Raw genomic sequence first — 15,604 nt, 5'->3', positions numbered from 1 at the left:
TGACGACCATCGTGCCGGTCTCAATCGAACGCCGGCAACAAACGATCACGAGAATGCTCGATATGACGGCGCATCGCCTGTTCTGCCGCCGCGGGGTCGGAGGCGGCGAAGGCGGCCAGGATGGCCTGATGCTCGTCGAGCGCTTCCTCGGTGACGCGCGAATGGAACATCAGGCGGAAGATGTGGAAGTGGGTATGCTGGAACGCGAGCGTCTCGCGTACGAGACCGTTGTTTGCATATTCCATGATCCGGTCGTGGAAAATGGCGTCCTGCCGCGCGAAGTTGGAGTAACGCAGGCGTTCATCCTTGCCTTCGCGGCGCGCCATGCCCCCTGCGGACTCCTGCAGCACCGCAAGTTTCGTCTCATCCATCGATGCGGCTGCTTTGGCCGCCGCATGCGGCTCGAGCAGCAGGCGAAGCTCATAGAGTTCGTCAAATCGGCGCCTGGTTATCTGCGGCGCGGCGCGGTAGCCGATCAAATGTGTCTTCAGCACAAGGCCTTCGCCTTCGAGGCGGCCAAGCGCTTCACGGATTGGCGTGTGCGATACGTCGAGCTCCTTGACCAGACTGTCGACGGTGATCCGTGAGCCAGGCGCGATCTTCAGCGACATGAGTTGCGCGAAGATCGCTTCATAGACGTCCTCCACCAGGCTGGTGGATCGCTGGATGCGCCCGCCGGCGGGGTCGACTTCTCGGGCATTGCTTGCGTTCGTGACCTGCATCTTTGCCTCTTGACACAATCACTGGCTAACACGATGCTTCGTTCAATACAATCCTATATCCTATACGATTTAATAGAGGATATTTTTGGGCCGAACTCGGCAAGCGTTCGGCTTTCAACCATCATCGAGGGACGAAAGAACATGGGCCTTTTCGCCGCCATAAGGCTGCCGCGTGAAATCCTCTTCGGGATGGGCCAGCGCCATGTCATTGCAACCGTTGCGGCCAGGCTCGGCCGTCGGGCTCTCGTCTGCACGGACGAGCGCTTTGCCGCAACCGTCGCCTTCGCCGAGATCATCGCGGCGCTCGAGGCCGCATCGATCGCTGTGCTGGTGCACGACCGTGTGCAGCCCGATGTGCCACGCGACACGGTTGCCGTGTGCGTCGAGGAGGCGCGGGATTTTGCGCCCGACATCGTGATCGGCATCGGCGGCGGCAGTTGTCTCGACATGGCCAAATGCGCCGCATTGCTCATCAGTCATGGCGGCCGGCTCCAGGACTACTACGGCGAGTTCAAGGTGCCCGGTCCGACGCTGCCGCTGATCGCGGTGCCAACGACAGCCGGCACCGGCTCGGAAGTGACCCCTGTCGCGGTGATCTCCGATCCGGATCGCACCATGAAGGTAGGCATCTCCAGCCCGCATCTGATCGCGGCAGCCGCCATCTGTGACCCGGAACTGACGATGACATGTCCCCCGGGACTGACGGCGATCGCCGGCGCAGACGCGCTGACCCATGCGGTCGAGGCTTTCACCGCCGCCAGGCGCGGCACTGACCCCAGCCTGCCGCAACAGCATGTGTTCATCGGCAAGAGCGCGCTGACCGATCATCTTGCGCTGCTCGCGATCAAGCTGCTTGGCCGCAGTCTCGAGAAGGCCTGCCGCGACCCCGCCGACGAGGACGCTCGCGCCGATGTGATGATGGGCGCGCTTGCAGCCGGCTGCGCGTTCGGGACCGCCGGAACGGCGGCGGCGCACGCGGTGCAATATCCGGTCGGCGCCCTTACCCACACCGCTCACGGGCTGGGTGTCGCCACCATGCTGCCGTATGTCATGAAGTACAACCGGGCCGCCGCGGCCGCCGAAATGACCGAAATCGGCCTTGCCCTTGGTCTCGACGGCAGGGACCGGAGCACCGCTGAGATGGCCGACGCGACGATCGACGAGATCGGCCGGCTGTTTGCAGCGATCGGGATCACGCCTACGCTGGCCAAGCTCGGGCTTCCCGCCGCCAAGCTCGATTGGACGGCCGAACAGGCGCTCGGCATTGACCGTCTCATCAAGAACAATCCGCGTCCATTCGATCTGGCAGCCATGCGGGGCCTGATCCAGGCCGCCTATGATGGCGACCTCGCCGCCTGTGTCATGTGAGCAATCAAGGAGCAGGCCATGAACATATCTCATCAGTTGCTGGAGGACGATCAGGACACTGCCGGCTTCCATAGATTCTCCCACGGCTTGTATATCGCCGGCCAATGGCGGCAATCCGCCGACGGCAGGGAAATCCAGGTCGTCGACCCTTCCACTGAAGCGGTGATCGCCGCCGTTCCCGATGCGACGATCGAAGATGCCGCGGCCGCCGTGGAGGCTGCGGCCAAGGCCGCCGATGGCTGGCGCACAACGGCGCCCCGCAAGCGTTCCGAAATCCTCAGAAATTGCTTCGATCTGATGACGCAACGTTGCGAGACGCTGGCCACCCTGATCTCGCTGGAAAACGGCAAGGCGCTGCGGGACGCACGTGGCGAGATCGCCTATGCTGCGGAATTCTTTCGCTGGAATGCCGAGGAAGCCGTTCGCATCACCGGCGAATTCGGCATGGCGCCTTCCGGCGCCAACCGCATCGTGGTCGACTACGAGCCGATCGGCATCTGCGTCCTTGTCACACCCTGGAATTTTCCTGCCGCCATGGCGACGCGCAAGATCGCGCCCGCCTTGGCTGCAGGGTGCACGGTGATTTTGAAGCCGGCGAGCGAGACCCCGCTCACCGCCTACGCGCTCGCCGCCCTCTATGAAGAAGCGGGTGTCCCACCGGGAGTTGTCAACGTTCTGACAACCTCCAATCCCAGCCCTGTGACGGCCGCGATGCTGGCCGATCCGCGGGTGCGCAAACTCTCCTTCACCGGCTCGACCGGCGTCGGGCGCGTTCTGCTGGCCGAGGCCGCAAAGCACGTGGTTTCGTGTTCGATGGAACTTGGCGGCAACGCGCCATTCCTTGTGTTCGACGACGCGGATCTCGACGCGGCGGTCGATGGGGCGATGGTGGCGAAGATGCGCAACGCCGGCGAGGCCTGCACGGCTGCAAACCGCCTCTATGTCCAGTCCGGCGTTTATGATGCGTTTTGCGAAAGCCTCGCCAGGCGGATGTCGGCACTCAAGATCGGCGCTGGCACGGACGCGGCCACGGAGTGCGGGCCGATGATCACCAGGAAGGCAGTCGACAAGATCGACCGTCTGGTCAACGATGCTGTCGCCCGTGGCGCGCGGGTGCTGTGCGGAGGCAAGGCAGGCTCGGAAACGGGATACTACTATCCGCCGACCGTGCTCTGCGACGTCCCGGCCGAGGCGGAGATGGCGCACGAGGAAATTTTTGGGCCGGTGGCGCCGATCTCGAGGTTCGAGACGGAAGCCGAAATCATCGCGCGCGCCAACGACACCGAATACGGCCTTGCCGCCTACATCTACACGCGCGATCTTGCGCGTGGAATGCGGGTGGCATCCAGGATCGAAGCCGGGATGGTCGCTCTCAACCGCGGCTTGATGTCCGATCCGGCAGCACCGTTCGGCGGGGTCAAGCAGAGCGGCCTCGGCCGCGAGGGCGGCCAGCATCACGGCATTGCCGAGTTCATGGAGGCGAAATACCTCGCCATCAACGTCTGAGCGGAGGAAGAGTGCAAAACGATCCGTTCCGCATCCGCGACAATGTCGCCGATTTCGATCAAATCGTCCAGGACATCGTTCGCCGCAGCGAGGCCGTCCGCGCAACCATCCCGATGACAGCGGACATTGCCTATGGGCCGGATCAGACCGAAACCATCGACCTGTTCTTCCCCCCGGGCAAAACAAGCGGCCTGCCGGTGCACATGTTTATCCATGGCGGCTACTGGAGAATGTTCTCCAAGCGCGACTATTCCTGCGTCGCGGCGACGATTACCCAGGCCGGTGCGATTGCCGTCATCGTCGACTATGCGCTGATGCCCAAGGTCAGGATGGCGACGATCGTCGACCAGGTGCGCCGCGCCAGGCAGTGGGTTCTGGCCCATATCGCCGACCATGGCGGAGACCCGGCAAACCTGACCGTCAGCGGTCATTCGGCCGGAGCACATCTTTCGACGTTCCTGTTCAACAGCGAGCATACCCCCTCGAATGTGCGGGCCGCCCTTCTGCTCGGCGGGCTCTACGATCTGAAACCGCTCCAGAACTCCTTTCTCGCCAACGAGATTGCGATCACCGACGAGGAAGTCGCCAGGTTTACACCGCTTGCCTATCGGCATGATCCTCAAACCAGGGCGATGGTTCTGGTCGGAGCCAACGAGACGCCGCCTTTCCATCAGCAAGCAGATCGATTCAAAGAGCACCTGCTGCAGCAGGGTTCGCCGGTAACGTCGCTTGTTCTCACCAACCGCAACCACATGGACAGTGTCAGAGATCTCGGCATGCCCCAGAGCCAGGCGGGGGATTGCCTGACGAAACTGATTGCCAACGACGGCCGCTAACCCTCTCCGCAGATATGCCGGCCATGGCGGCTTAGCTAGCCGCAATGCCGTCTGCAGGACCTCAGCGAGGGAAAAGAACCTCACCCATGCCAAGCACCGCGTTGTCACCGCCAAATTTCTGCGGCGCTTTGCCCAGCAGCGGCCGTTTCAAAATACCCTCGGCGATCAGATGGCGATCGATGACGGCGGCGAAAACGCTCTCTGGCGCGCCGCATTCGACGAAGCTCGGCGACAGGCTTTTCGGCGCGCGGTCGAGCAGGATCGAACCGCGACGCATCAGATAGCCGGGCATCTCGCCGGTGCCGCCGGCCACCACCAGCGTGCCGGCGATCATGCGGCTGCCGGCATTGTCGCCCGAGCCTTTCAGCACCGCGATCAGGCCGCGCCGCATCCGGTCGGCGGCAAAAGCGCCGGCTTTGCCCCTGACGATCAGCACGCCGCCATTCATGCCGGCCAGTTCTCCGGCGAGCGGCGCGCCAAGGTGATCACCGGCGTTGCCGGTTATTTCAAGCCTGCCGCCGCGCATGCCGGAGCCGGCGTGCGGGCCTGCATTGCCTTCGATCGTGAGCGTGCCGCCACGCATGGCGCGTCCGGCCTGGGCGCCGGCATTGCCGACGACGCGAACCGAACCGCCCCGCATGGCTTCCGCCACGCGGTCGAGGCGTGCGCTGCCACCTTCGAACACGATGTCCCGCGGATCGTTGCCGGCGACGCGAAAGATATCGCCGACCTTCGATCCATGCTTCGACGTGCCGATCTGGATTTTTTCGATATCGCGCCTTTCGATCCCGGCAAGCCGCTCCGGCGTCAGCGGCGACAGGTCAAGGCGCTCCGGCGGCTCGGCGACAAGGGTGAAGGTCAGCGCTTTCACGGCAGCATGTCCTTCAGCGAATAGATGAACTTGCCGAGCTTGCCGCCGTAATTGCCGGCGCTTATGCGAACCGCGCCTCGCTTCGGCCCAAGCTCGATGACGGCCTTGATGCCGGCCTTCATCGCGGCGGCAACGGCATCGTTGGTCTCGCCGTCGATGACGATTTCCAGGACGGCGTTGATGTCGACACCGAGCTCACTCCTGACGACACCGCGCAGTGTCGGCGCGTAGGCTTCGTTGGCCGAGGCGATCATGCCCTTGTATTTACCGCCGATCTTGGAACCCGAACGGGCGATGCCGCCCGGAAACGGCACGATCGCCCCCGGCACCAGGCCGATCGCGGCAACCGCGGCCTCGGCGGCAACCAAGGCTTTGGCGCTGCTTTCAGCCATGACGAAGAAATTGCCGCCGCCGACGGCGCCCTTCGTCAGCCCGGTCGTCGCTTCGCACAGGAATTCGCCGTCCATGACGGGAACGCGCCAAAAATGCCTGCCGCCGATTTTCTTGGAGATCTGCCAGCCGTCGCCAAAATAACGCAGCGCCGAACCGAGCTTCAACGCGGCACTGCCCTCCAATCCGGCGAAGCAGGCGGAACCCGGCGAGGTCAAGACACACTGGCCGACGCGATTGAGCAGTTGCTTCTGCAATTCGTCTGTTCCCATCGCAAAGATCATCACCCGGCAGCCGGGCCGGCCATCCGGCGTCGCCGATGGCGGCAGTTCGACATCGATTGCCGCTTCGCAGCCGCAGCCGATCACCGAGGTGGCAAAGCCGGTCATCGTGATCGCCGCCTGGCGCGCCCATTTCCGGTTCGGCGCGGTGATGATGATGGCGGTCGCGCGCATGCCGAAGGCCTCGGCAAAGGTATCGTCGATCACTATGCCATTTACGCTCACGTTCGGCATGCAACCTCGCCGAATGGCTGTTCGCGCGCGATCGCCGAATCCGGGAAATTGAACCAGTCCAGCGACAGGCCGTAGCGCTGCTGGTGATAATCCACCAGGCGCCGCAGCATCGCCTTGTCCGGCGACGGATTGAGCCTGAGCGCCTTGCCCCAGCGGTAATGGGTGATCTCTCCGTCCTGAACGACGAGATCGCCGTCCTTGAAGACATACGCCGCCTGCCCCAGCATTTTCGCGATATTGTCCTCCCGGCGGTAGACAGCGATATCGGCGATAGCGCCGGCGCCGAGATGGCCTCGATCCGTCAGCCCGAGCAGCTTGGCCGGAGCCGCACGCGTCATGACGGCGATTTCCTCGAACGTGTATTCGCGGTCGACTGCGGCCAGGGTGGAGAGCGCCATGGCGGATTTTGGAAGTCCGGCCATCATTTCGGTGCGCGCTTCCCGGCTCATCAGCAACTCGAACAGGGCCGGATAGGCGGTAAAGGGCGCGCCGTTGGGATGATCGGTGGTGAAGAAGACACGCCACGGATCGTCGATCAGGAGAAAAAGCTCGAGCCCGATCGCCCACTGCATCGTGCCATAAAAATCCTTGCCGTAGCGGTAGGGCACGATGCCGCCGCCGTTGCCGTCACCGTCATGAATGACGGATTTCTTCGGCTGCGCACTGCCACGCGCCGAAAACTGGCGCATGACGTCGGAGGAGACGGTAACCGTCTGGCCGAACATCACCTGGCCGATATCGATGGTGACTTCCGGCGTCGCATTGACCAGTTCGGCAAGACGCGCCGCGGCCGAGGAAAACCTGCGCTTGCCTTCCGTGCCGTAGCCGTAGAACTGGAGATGGGCGAGGTGCAGCGGCAATCCCTCCGCCGCCGCGATCGTCGCGGCCGCCGTGTCCGCCGATCCGGGGCTGCCCAGATTGTTGCAATGGACATGCAGCGGATGCGGGACGCCAAGGCTGGCGACGGCGGCCTGCAGCGTCTTGACGATCTTGCGCGAGCTGACGCCATAGGAAGGCACCACATCGTCCAGCGAGAAGGTACGGACGTTTTCCTTGAAGGCGGCCGCCGCACCGGCGTTGATCACCTTGACCCCAAGCGCCCGCGTCGAGGCGACCGTCCAGGCGACATAGTCCTCGATCATTTGCGAAGAGGCGTCGTCGCGGATCATCGACAGCAGGAAATCGTCGTTGCCGAGAATGGCGAGCGTCGCCTTGTCGATGATCGGGATGTCGGCCAGTTCGAGATGGGTGTGAAGTGCGGCTCCCGGCGACATCGCCGGCTCGACCACCGTGGTGAAACCCATCTTGGCGTAGAGGCAGCCGGTCTGGAAGGTCGACCAGCCGGCATTGGAGAGCGGCGTCGTCGCCGGTCGCGCCTGGTGCGCCGCATGCTGCTCGGGCAACAGCAGCCGCGCCGTATTCACGTTGCCGCCGCCGATGTGGGAATGGATGTCGATGGCGCCCGCCATCACGATGCAGCCGGCAGCGTCGAAGGTCCGGTCGGCAGCGCCCGCCGCCGGCGCCGCAACGATCTTGTCGTCGCTGATCCAGAGGTCGCCCTTGCCGAGGCGGCCGTTGACCGGATCGATGATGTCGCCTCCGGCGATTTTCGTCAGCATGGCAACGCCGCCTCGGCGGAGACATGACTGGCAACCAGCCGGATAACGGTCGCAGCAGAGGGCAGTTCGGACGCCGCTCGCGCCTCGACCGACCTCAGTGAACCGGTGCGGCTGGAATAGACCACCGCCTGGTGATCGACGCCGGCGTCGCCGATGGCGATGGTGACCGCAGCACCCGCGACCGGCTGCTGCGTTTTCGCCAGCGCAATCAGCGCCATGCGGTTCCTTTTCTTCTGCGGCTGGACAGTCGAGGAAGAGATCCGCAGGTGCAGGTCGGCTTCGCCGGCAGCGATCATGCGCGCGACATCGTAACGCCAGGGATCGAATTCCGGGAAGCCGCGCGCAAAGCCGGTGCGCAGCGGAAAACCGGTCATCCAGGTCGAGGCGAGCGCGCTTCCCCATCCGTTCTCGCTCGCCGGCAGATGCAGGCCGGAGGCGCGCGATTTGCGGTTGAGATCGCTGATCAGCCCTTGCAGCATCTCCAGCGCCAGCCCTTCGGTTGCGTCGCCTGAAAACAGGAAGACGGGAAAATGCGCAGCCGCCAGGGCTTTGGCGAAATCGTCGAAATTCGACACCGGCTGCGATGTCTGGCGCCCCCTCCACTGCGCTCTCAGTGCCGCCAGCGTCGCGCCGAGGCCTGCCTCGCCGCAGGACAGCAGCGTCGCCGTCCGCCCATTGCTCAATCGCGGCGCAGACGTTTCGTTCGATCCGACCAGAAAGATTTCGCGCTGATTTTTGGCCGAGAGATCGGGAACCGTCTCGGCAAGCTCGCCGACAAATTCATGGTGGATCTGCAGGAGTTCGCCGACGATCACCACGACATCGGCGCGCCGGCGCGTCTCGCCGGGCGCAACGGTCATCGCGCCTTTGTCGGTAAAAAGCGCGACCTCCCGGGAAACTGCCGCGCCATTGGCATGATCATATGCCGCGCCAACCCGCTCAGCCAGCGCGATCGCCGCCCTGGTGCCGTGTATATCCGTATCCAGGCTGAAAACCGGGCACCGGCTTGACCACAACAGCGCGGCGGCATGTGCGGCCGCGCGCTCGACCAGCGTTTCCCGGTTGCCGATCCAAGCAACCGCCATTCACTACGCTACTTTCTGGTGCCGGCCCGATCCTAGACGAAACTGGATTGGCCGTGAACCCCGCCCGTCAGCAGATTAGCGAATGTTTTCTTACGCCATCAACAAATTCCGACCGCGCTTAATCATATTTGATGTAAGCGAAGCGCTGATCGGTCGGTGGAGTGCCTTCCAGCGCGCCGCCTTCCCTGGCCGGCTGCCACTGGACGACCTCCTCGATCTTTTTGGCCAGTTCGAAGTCTTTGTCGGTAATGCCCTTGGCCGCATGGTTCATCAGGCGCACCTCGACCCAGGCATAGGACGCCGTGATGTCGGGATGGTGCCATGCCGCCTCGGCGAGATGGCCGACCGTGTTGATGACCATCAGTGTCGATTTCCAGCTGTGGGTCTTGTATTTGCGCCGGATCCAGCCGTTCTCGTAATGCCATTTCGGCAGTTCCTTCTCGAGCCGGTCGGCAATTTCGGCTTCCGAATAGACTTTTTCTCTCGGCGTCTCGTTCATCTCGACCTCCGCGAATTGCCCGGTCCGTTCTCGCGCCGGGGCCAAAAAGAAGATAAAACGAATGCACTCTCTGCGGCTTGCCCCTTCGACGAAAACAGCTATCATGGCGACGGGCACCTAAACTTCCATGATGCGTCTATGATGCACCCATCGGGGGGTAGATGTCGAATTCTGTTACCATACAAGTGCCCGCCCGCCTGCATCTCGGCTTCCTCGATCTCAACGGCGATACCGGGCGTCGCTTTGGCAGCGTCGGGCTGCCGCTGAGCGAACCCGAAACCATCGTCACCCTGTCACGGTCCAGCGAGACCATCGTCGAAGGCGCCGAGAGCCGGCGCGCCGGCGAACATCTGTCGATGCTCTGCAGCCATCTCGGCATTCGCGGTCAGCACCGTCTGGTGGTCGAACAGTCGATCCCGAGCCATGCCGGCCTGGGCTCCGGCACGCAGATCGCCCTTGCCGTCGCCGCGGCGCTGCGCACGCTCCACAAACTGCCTCTGGATATCGGCAGCGATGCGACCCTGCTCGATCGCGGCGGACGATCCGGCATCGGCATCGCCAGCTTCGAAAGCGGTGGCGTCATTGCCGACGCCGGCAAGGACGACAGCGGCAGGCCGCCGCCGGTCGTGGCGCGACTGCCGTTTCCGGAAGAGTGGCGCGTCATCCTGATCCTCGACCATGGCGGGCATGGACTGCATGGCGATGCCGAGATCGCGGCATTTCGTTCGCTGCCGCCGTTCCCGGCATCGGGCAGCGGCGAGATCTGCCGGCGGGTGCTGATGGGCATCATGCCGGCTCTGGTCGAGCACGACCTGCAAGCCTTCGGCGCCGCCGTCACCGCGATCCAAATGCTGATCGGTACCCATTTCGCCCCGGCGCAAGGCGGCGTGTTCACCTCCAGGCGGGTCGAGAACGTGGCCCACGCTCTCAACGAAGCAGGCGCTGTCGGCATCGGCCAGAGCTCGTGGGGGCCGACAGGGTTTGCCTTTGCCCCATCGCAAGACGCTGCAGTCAGCTTCGTCAACGCGGTTCGGCAGGCAGTTGAAGACGGCATCGAGATCAGGATCGTCAAGGGCAGGAATTCCGGCGCGAAGGTCAGTTCGACCAAACTTGATCTCGTCGGCAGCTGACAGCTCGGCAAACGCGATCAGGTTCAAGCCGAACGGTGAGAAATGGCAGAAAGGCGAAAAAATGGCCCGCAAACATATCCTGCACATGCTGACGCCGTTGAAGCATATGAGCCCTTTCGACGTGAACATGGCGCTCGATGCAGGTTTCGACGCCGTCGTCCCCTATGTCGATGTAAGCCTGGGAGAGGTGACAGGCCTCGTGCAGGACGCGATCTTTTCGCGCCCGCCCGATGCGGGCGTCGATACCGGCATTTTTATCGCCGGCAAGGATGCCTCGCTGGCGCTCGACATGTTCGACGCAGCGCGAAAAGCGATGGTGCCGCCTTTCCAGGTTTCGGTATTCGCCGATCCGGCCGGCTCGTTCACCACGGCGGCGGCGATGGTGGCCAAGGTCGAAAAAGCGCTGGAGAAGAAATTCGAGCGCGGGCTGAGGGACACGAGGATCGCTGTTTTCGGCGCCACCGGCGTCGTCGGCTTCTGCACTGCCGTGATCGCCGCCAGGGAAGGCGCCCGGGTCACGCTGGTCGGTCATGACGGCATCGAAAGGGTCGAGCAGATCGCGGCCGAGATCAAAAGCCGGTTCAACACCGCCGTCGATGCGGCCGACGGATCGAGCGACGCCCGCAAGACGAAGCTGGTCGAGGCGAGCGAGGTGATCCTGGCGTGCGCCAAGGCCGGCGTCCAGGTGGTCTCGAAAGCCCAGTTGAAAGGCGACGGCCTGCTCATCGCCGCCGACGTCAATGCGGTTCCGCCGGCCGGCATTGAAGGCGTGGCCGTCAATGCCAATGGCGATCCGCTCGAAGCGGCAAAAGCTGTCGGCATTGGTCCGCTCGCCATCGGCAACGTGAAATACAAGGTCGAATTCGGCCTCTTCAAAAGAATGATCGAATCCGAAAAAACCATCACGCTCGATTTCCAGGAAGCATTTTCCCTTGCACGCGAGACTGCCAAATAACGCCGGAACTCTGCTGATCGCGGCGATTTCAGGCCGGGCGCTGGCTGCCGCTGCGCGCCGCGCCGGCTATCGTCCGCTGGTCGCCGATTTCTTTTCCGATACCGACACGGTCGTGCTTGCCGAGCGCGCGACGATGCTGCCGGGCGACCTCCAAGGCGGCATCGACGGCCTGCGCATCATCGAGACGCTTCGGCAACTGGCCGGAGACGACCAGCCCGTCGCCATCATCCTGGGTTCGGGCTTCGAGCGGATGACGGAGACCGTCGACGAGATCGCGCGCCATTTTCCGCTCGCCGGCAACAGCGGCGCCGCGATCCGCAGGATCAAGGACCCGCAATTGCTGGCCGCCGATTGCGCCGAACTCGGCATCCCGCATCCGCAATTCCGATGGGACCCGCCGCCCGATCCGGAGAACTGGGTGGTCAAGACCGCAGGCGGCGCCGGTGGCGCGCATATCAGACGGGCCGCTGGAGAAACCCCGATATTACAGTGTCAGGCTCCTAGCGGCCGCTATTTCCAGCGTTTCGTTGCCGGCCGCAGCATCTCGGCCCTGTTCGTCGGCGACGGCCAAAGCGCTGATATCGTCGGCTTCAGCCAACAATGGGCGTCGCCTGCCCCGGCAGCGCCCTATCGCTATGGCGGCGCCGTGCGGTTGAGACGCTTCGATCGCAGACAGGCGGCGATGATCCGCGGCTGGCTTTCAGGTCTGGCGCGCCGCGCCGGCCTGGTTGGGTTGTGCAGCGCCGATCTCATTCGCGGACCAGATGGCTACAAGCTCATCGAGATCAATCCGCGGCCCGGCGCCACGATCGACATCTTCGACGATGCCGACGCGCCATTGATCGAAGCGCATCTGCGCGCCGCGGCAGGCAAGGCTTACCGTCTGCCGCGCTTCGTCGATTCGATGGCGTCGATGGTGACCTACGCGGCGGCGCCGATCGCCCGGTTTCCATCGATTGCCTGGCCTGAATGGACTGCCGACCATCAGTCGCCCGGCACCCATCTGATTGCCGGCGATCCGGTCTGCACCATCTTCGCGCGCGGTCCGAGCGCCGATCTGACCAGGCGGCTGATCAAGGGACAAGCCAGCCGATTGCAACACCAATGGGAAGGAGACCGGACATGAAAGACGGTTCGGCATTCCTCAACGACAATGCGCAGCGCATCATCGACGGCATGATCGGCGACGCCGAACGCCTGCGTATTGGCGTTTCCAGGGGGTCATTGGGCGAGTGTCTGATCGATGCCGGCGCCAGGGCCGCCGGCGGTGTCGAGGCCGGGCTGCGCATGACGGAAGCCGCGATGGGCGGCCTCGGCAGCATTTCGGTGTGCATGGACCGTGGGTCTTCAAAATGGCCGTTCACCATCGAAGTGCGGTCGTCGCAGCCGGTCCTTGCCTGCCTGGGCAGCCAGTATGCGGGCTGGAACCTGTCGAGCCAGGGCTATTTCGCCATGGGATCGGGACCGGCGCGGGCGCTCGCCCGCGTCGAACCGCTGTTCGAAACACTCTCCTATCGCGATACCGCGTCGTCCGCCGTGCTGATCCTGGAGACCGCCGAACCGCCGCCCCAAGCGATCGTCGAGAAGGTCGGCAGGGCAACCGGATTGCCAACCGAAAAGCTCACCTTCCTCTATGCGCCGACGCAAAGCCTGGCGGGCGGCGTGCAGATCGTTGCGCGCGCGCTCGAGGTTGCCCTGCACAAGACCAACGATCTCAAATTTCCGCTGGAGAACGTTGTCGACGGCATCGGCACGGCGCCTATCCCCGCCCCCCATCCGGATTTCCTGACCGCCATGGGCAGAACCAACGACGCCATCATCTATGGCGGCAGCGTCCAGCTGTTCGTAAAAGGCTCGGCGAAAGACGCCAGCGAGCTCGCGGAGCGATTGCCGAGCCGCGCCTCTCGCGACCACGGCCACCCCTTCGCCGAAGTCTTCAAGCGGTTCAAGGGAGATTTCTATGCCATCGATCCGCTGCTGTTCAGCCCGGCCGAAGTGATCGTCACGGCGATCGAGACCGGCGATACGTTTCGCGCCGGCGAGCGTGATCTGCAGATGCTCGAACGGAGCCTCGGCTAGACCATGGCGCTGCAATGGATTGGTCTGTCATCCGCCTGCCGGGCCGCTTGTTCCGGCTTTCCGTATACCGGTATCCAAGGCGTGACATGATCCCTCGCATCCTGATCGTCAGCGACGTCTCGGACGCCCGCTCCAAGGGCCTGGCGGCAAGGCTGGAGTGGCGCGGCGCCGTGGTCACAACCGTGCCGCTGGCGGCGATCGCGTTCGACACCGGCAGCCCGAGCGGACTGTCGATCCCCGGCTTCGACGGCGCGCTGCCCGACGCCGTGCTGGTCCGTTCGATCGCCGCCGGATCGTTCGAAGCGGTCACCCGGCGTCTCGGCGTGCTGCACGCCTTCGGCAAGCTTTCCATTCCGGTGTGGAATTCCGCGCAGGCGATAGAACGCTGCGTCGACAAGTCGATGACGACCTTCCTGCTGAAGAATGCCGGACTGCCGACGCCGCCGACATTCGCGGTCGAGGGTCTTGCCATGGCCGAAGCGGTCGCCAGACGCGAACTGCCGTTCACGCCGCTGGTGCTAAAGCCGCTTTTCGGCGCCCAGGGCCGCGGCATCCGGCTGATCGAAACACTGTCCGATCTGCCCGCCGAGGACGAGGTGAACGCGGTCTACTATCTCCAGCATTACGTGCCGCGTCCCGGCCCTCCTTTCCGCGATTTTCGCGTGTTCGTCTGCGCCGGCGAAGTTTTGGCGATGATGAGCCGCCGTGGCGACGACTGGATCACCAACGTCAATCGCGGGGCGGTGCCCGAACTGGTTTCGGGGCAGCTTTCGCTGCACGGCGAAACCGAACTGGCGGCGCTGGCAAGAGCCGCCGCCGCCGCTATGTCAGCTGATTTCGCCGGCGTCGATATCGTGCCGGGGGCCGACGGCAAGCTGTTGGTGCTGGAGGTCAACAGCATGCCCGCCTGGTCCGGGCTACAATCGGTCGTCGCGGTCAACATCGCCGATGCCATTGCCGACGCCCTGCTGAAATTCCTGGCTGATCGCCCAGCTGATCGCCCAGAGGCGGCGGCAGCGCGACCCTACCGCCTTACCGCGCCGGCGAATTCGTGACCGACGGCATGGCGCTTTCGCGAGAACGCCTCCGGGCTGCCTACAAGGACGCCTGCCGGATGGAGATCGAGGCGCTGAAACCGGGCAACGTCCATCTGTTCGCCGACGGGCACGGCATGTCCGCCGCCCAGTTCATGACCAGCGCCGAGGTCTCGTCCGGACCGCTGACCGATCCGCGCCTGCCGGTCGGACAGCGCATGCTGGAAGCGGTCCGCGCGACACGTCTGGCGGTCGCGACCAATACCAATCTCGGTATCATCCTTCTCGCAGGGCCACTGCTATGCGCCGCTGAAATGGCGGGCGCCCAACTGCACGACAATCGACTGCACGACAATCGACTGCCTGACAATCGACTGCGCGACAATCTCGACGCGGTGCTGCGCGCGATGAGCATCGACGATACCAGGGCGGTGTTCGAGGCGATCGTCGCCGCCGCGCCGGGCGGCCTCGGAGAGGCCGCGAACGATGTGCGGCAGGAGCCGAAGGTTCATCTGCTCGAAGCCATGCGGGAGGCGGCCGACCGCGACATGATCGCCCGCCAGTATGTTACCGGTTTCGGCGACGTGTTCGGCGTCGGGCTTGCGGCTCTGCAAGCCGCCTTGGCACGTGGCGAAGGCGGCATGTGGCCGACGGTATTCGCCTATATGGCGTTTCTCGCCGGCTTCCCTGACAGTCATGTGGTGCGCAACCATGGCGCTGAAGTCGCAAATCAGGCGCGGCAACAAGCCCTTGCCGTTGAGGCGGCGCTGCATGGCAGCGACGACGAGACGTCACGCATTCGTCTGCTTATGGAGCTCGACCGCCGGCTGAAAGCGAACAACGTCAATCCCGGCACCTCGGCCGACCTGACCGTGGCTACTCTTTTAGTCCACACTCTCGGCGTTCAGCTTGCATAATCGCAACGTTGGTGGTTGACTTTCAGGAGCGGAAGCTGGGCTTCCGCGGCTATCCAGCCAACCGGTCCGGATCTCCGG

Annotated in this window: 15 protein-coding genes; 9 read left to right on the top strand and 6 right to left on the bottom strand. The window is 64.0% G+C overall.

The window, feature by feature from the left end; translation table 11 throughout:
• Positions 1-20: 20 nt before the first annotated feature.
• A complete protein-coding gene (locus tag BQ8794_RS05200; RefSeq protein ID WP_077374002.1) occupies positions 21-722 on the bottom strand; it encodes a GntR family transcriptional regulator in 702 nt (233 codons plus the stop codon).
• A 141-nt stretch (positions 723-863) separates the two neighbouring features.
• On the opposite strand from BQ8794_RS05200, the gene BQ8794_RS05195 reads away from it, so the two are divergent.
• The 3 genes from BQ8794_RS05195 to BQ8794_RS05185 are packed head-to-tail and all read left to right on the top strand — an operon-like array spanning position 864 to position 4,432.
• Positions 864-2,090: an iron-containing alcohol dehydrogenase gene (locus BQ8794_RS05195; RefSeq protein ID WP_077373999.1), complete on the top strand. Its 1,227-nt coding sequence runs from the start codon at positions 864-866 to the stop codon at positions 2,088-2,090.
• 18 nt (positions 2,091-2,108) lie between these two features.
• Positions 2,109-3,596 (top strand): NAD-dependent succinate-semialdehyde dehydrogenase, encoded by a 1,488-nt coding sequence (locus BQ8794_RS05190; protein WP_077373996.1) that lies wholly within the window; start codon positions 2,109-2,111, stop codon positions 3,594-3,596.
• 11 nt (positions 3,597-3,607) lie between these two features.
• Positions 3,608-4,432 carry an alpha/beta hydrolase gene (locus BQ8794_RS05185; RefSeq protein ID WP_077373993.1) on the top strand — a complete coding sequence of 275 codons (825 nt, stop codon included), beginning with the start codon at positions 3,608-3,610 and terminating at the stop codon, positions 4,430-4,432.
• Between the two features lie 61 nt (positions 4,433-4,493).
• On the opposite strand, the gene BQ8794_RS05180 is transcribed toward BQ8794_RS05185, so the two are convergent.
• The 5 genes from BQ8794_RS05180 to BQ8794_RS05160 all read right to left on the bottom strand — a co-directional run bounded on the left by BQ8794_RS05180 (position 4,494) and on the right by BQ8794_RS05160 (position 9,411).
• Positions 4,494-5,303 carry a formylmethanofuran dehydrogenase subunit C gene (locus BQ8794_RS05180; protein ID WP_077373990.1) on the bottom strand — a complete coding sequence of 270 codons (810 nt, stop codon included), beginning with the start codon at positions 5,301-5,303 and terminating at the stop codon, positions 4,494-4,496.
• The gene (gene fhcD / locus BQ8794_RS05175; RefSeq protein WP_077373987.1) at positions 5,300-6,208 is read right to left on the bottom strand and encodes a formylmethanofuran--tetrahydromethanopterin N-formyltransferase; all 909 of its coding nucleotides are present in this window, start codon (positions 6,206-6,208) and stop codon (positions 5,300-5,302) included. Before fhcD ends, BQ8794_RS05180 begins: the two co-directional genes overlap by 4 nt.
• Complete coding sequence (locus BQ8794_RS05170) at positions 6,196-7,827, bottom strand: formylmethanofuran dehydrogenase subunit A (RefSeq protein ID WP_077373984.1); 1,632 nt, start codon at positions 7,825-7,827, stop codon at positions 6,196-6,198. The genes fhcD and BQ8794_RS05170 overlap by 13 nt, the downstream gene beginning before the upstream one ends.
• Positions 7,821-8,912 carry a molybdopterin-binding domain-containing protein gene (locus BQ8794_RS05165; RefSeq protein ID WP_077373982.1) on the bottom strand — a complete coding sequence of 364 codons (1,092 nt, stop codon included), beginning with the start codon at positions 8,910-8,912 and terminating at the stop codon, positions 7,821-7,823. The genes BQ8794_RS05170 and BQ8794_RS05165 overlap by 7 nt, the downstream gene beginning before the upstream one ends.
• A gap of 118 nt (positions 8,913-9,030) precedes the next feature.
• Complete coding sequence (locus tag BQ8794_RS05160; protein ID WP_077373979.1) at positions 9,031-9,411, bottom strand: 4a-hydroxytetrahydrobiopterin dehydratase; 381 nt, start codon at positions 9,409-9,411, stop codon at positions 9,031-9,033.
• 161 nt (positions 9,412-9,572) lie between these two features.
• Here BQ8794_RS05160 and BQ8794_RS05155 point away from each other — a divergent pair, with 161 nt between their 5' ends.
• The 6 genes from BQ8794_RS05155 (at position 9,573) to BQ8794_RS05130 (ending at position 15,526) form a co-directional block, all read left to right on the top strand.
• Entirely contained in the window at positions 9,573-10,541 is a 969-nt protein-coding gene (locus BQ8794_RS05155; RefSeq protein WP_077373976.1) for a beta-ribofuranosylaminobenzene 5'-phosphate synthase family protein, read from the top strand.
• Positions 10,542-10,602: 61 nt separating this feature from the next.
• Positions 10,603-11,496 (top strand): NAD(P)-dependent methylenetetrahydromethanopterin dehydrogenase, encoded by an 894-nt coding sequence (locus BQ8794_RS05150; protein WP_077374308.1) that lies wholly within the window; start codon positions 10,603-10,605, stop codon positions 11,494-11,496.
• Positions 11,474-12,622: an ATP-grasp domain-containing protein gene (locus tag BQ8794_RS05145; RefSeq protein WP_244554861.1), complete on the top strand. Its 1,149-nt coding sequence runs from the start codon at positions 11,474-11,476 to the stop codon at positions 12,620-12,622. Before BQ8794_RS05150 ends, BQ8794_RS05145 begins: the two co-directional genes overlap by 23 nt.
• On the top strand, positions 12,619-13,575 hold the full coding sequence (gene mch / locus BQ8794_RS05140) for a methenyltetrahydromethanopterin cyclohydrolase (protein WP_077373974.1): 957 nt from the start codon (positions 12,619-12,621) through the stop codon (positions 13,573-13,575). The genes BQ8794_RS05145 and mch overlap by 4 nt, the downstream gene beginning before the upstream one ends.
• Before the next feature lie 86 nt (positions 13,576-13,661).
• Entirely contained in the window at positions 13,662-14,630 is a 969-nt protein-coding gene (locus tag BQ8794_RS05135; RefSeq protein WP_077373971.1) for an ATP-grasp domain-containing protein, read from the top strand.
• Positions 14,627-15,526, top strand: a complete 900-nt coding sequence (locus BQ8794_RS05130) for a triphosphoribosyl-dephospho-CoA synthase (protein ID WP_342187537.1) — start codon at positions 14,627-14,629, stop codon at positions 15,524-15,526. Before BQ8794_RS05135 ends, BQ8794_RS05130 begins: the two co-directional genes overlap by 4 nt.
• Positions 15,527-15,604 lie beyond the last annotated feature (78 nt).

The sequence above is a fragment of the Mesorhizobium prunaredense genome, assembly GCF_900156895.1.
Classification (GTDB): domain Bacteria; phylum Pseudomonadota; class Alphaproteobacteria; order Rhizobiales; family Rhizobiaceae; genus Mesorhizobium; species Mesorhizobium prunaredense.
This window is presented reverse-complemented; position numbering and strand designations above follow the sequence as displayed.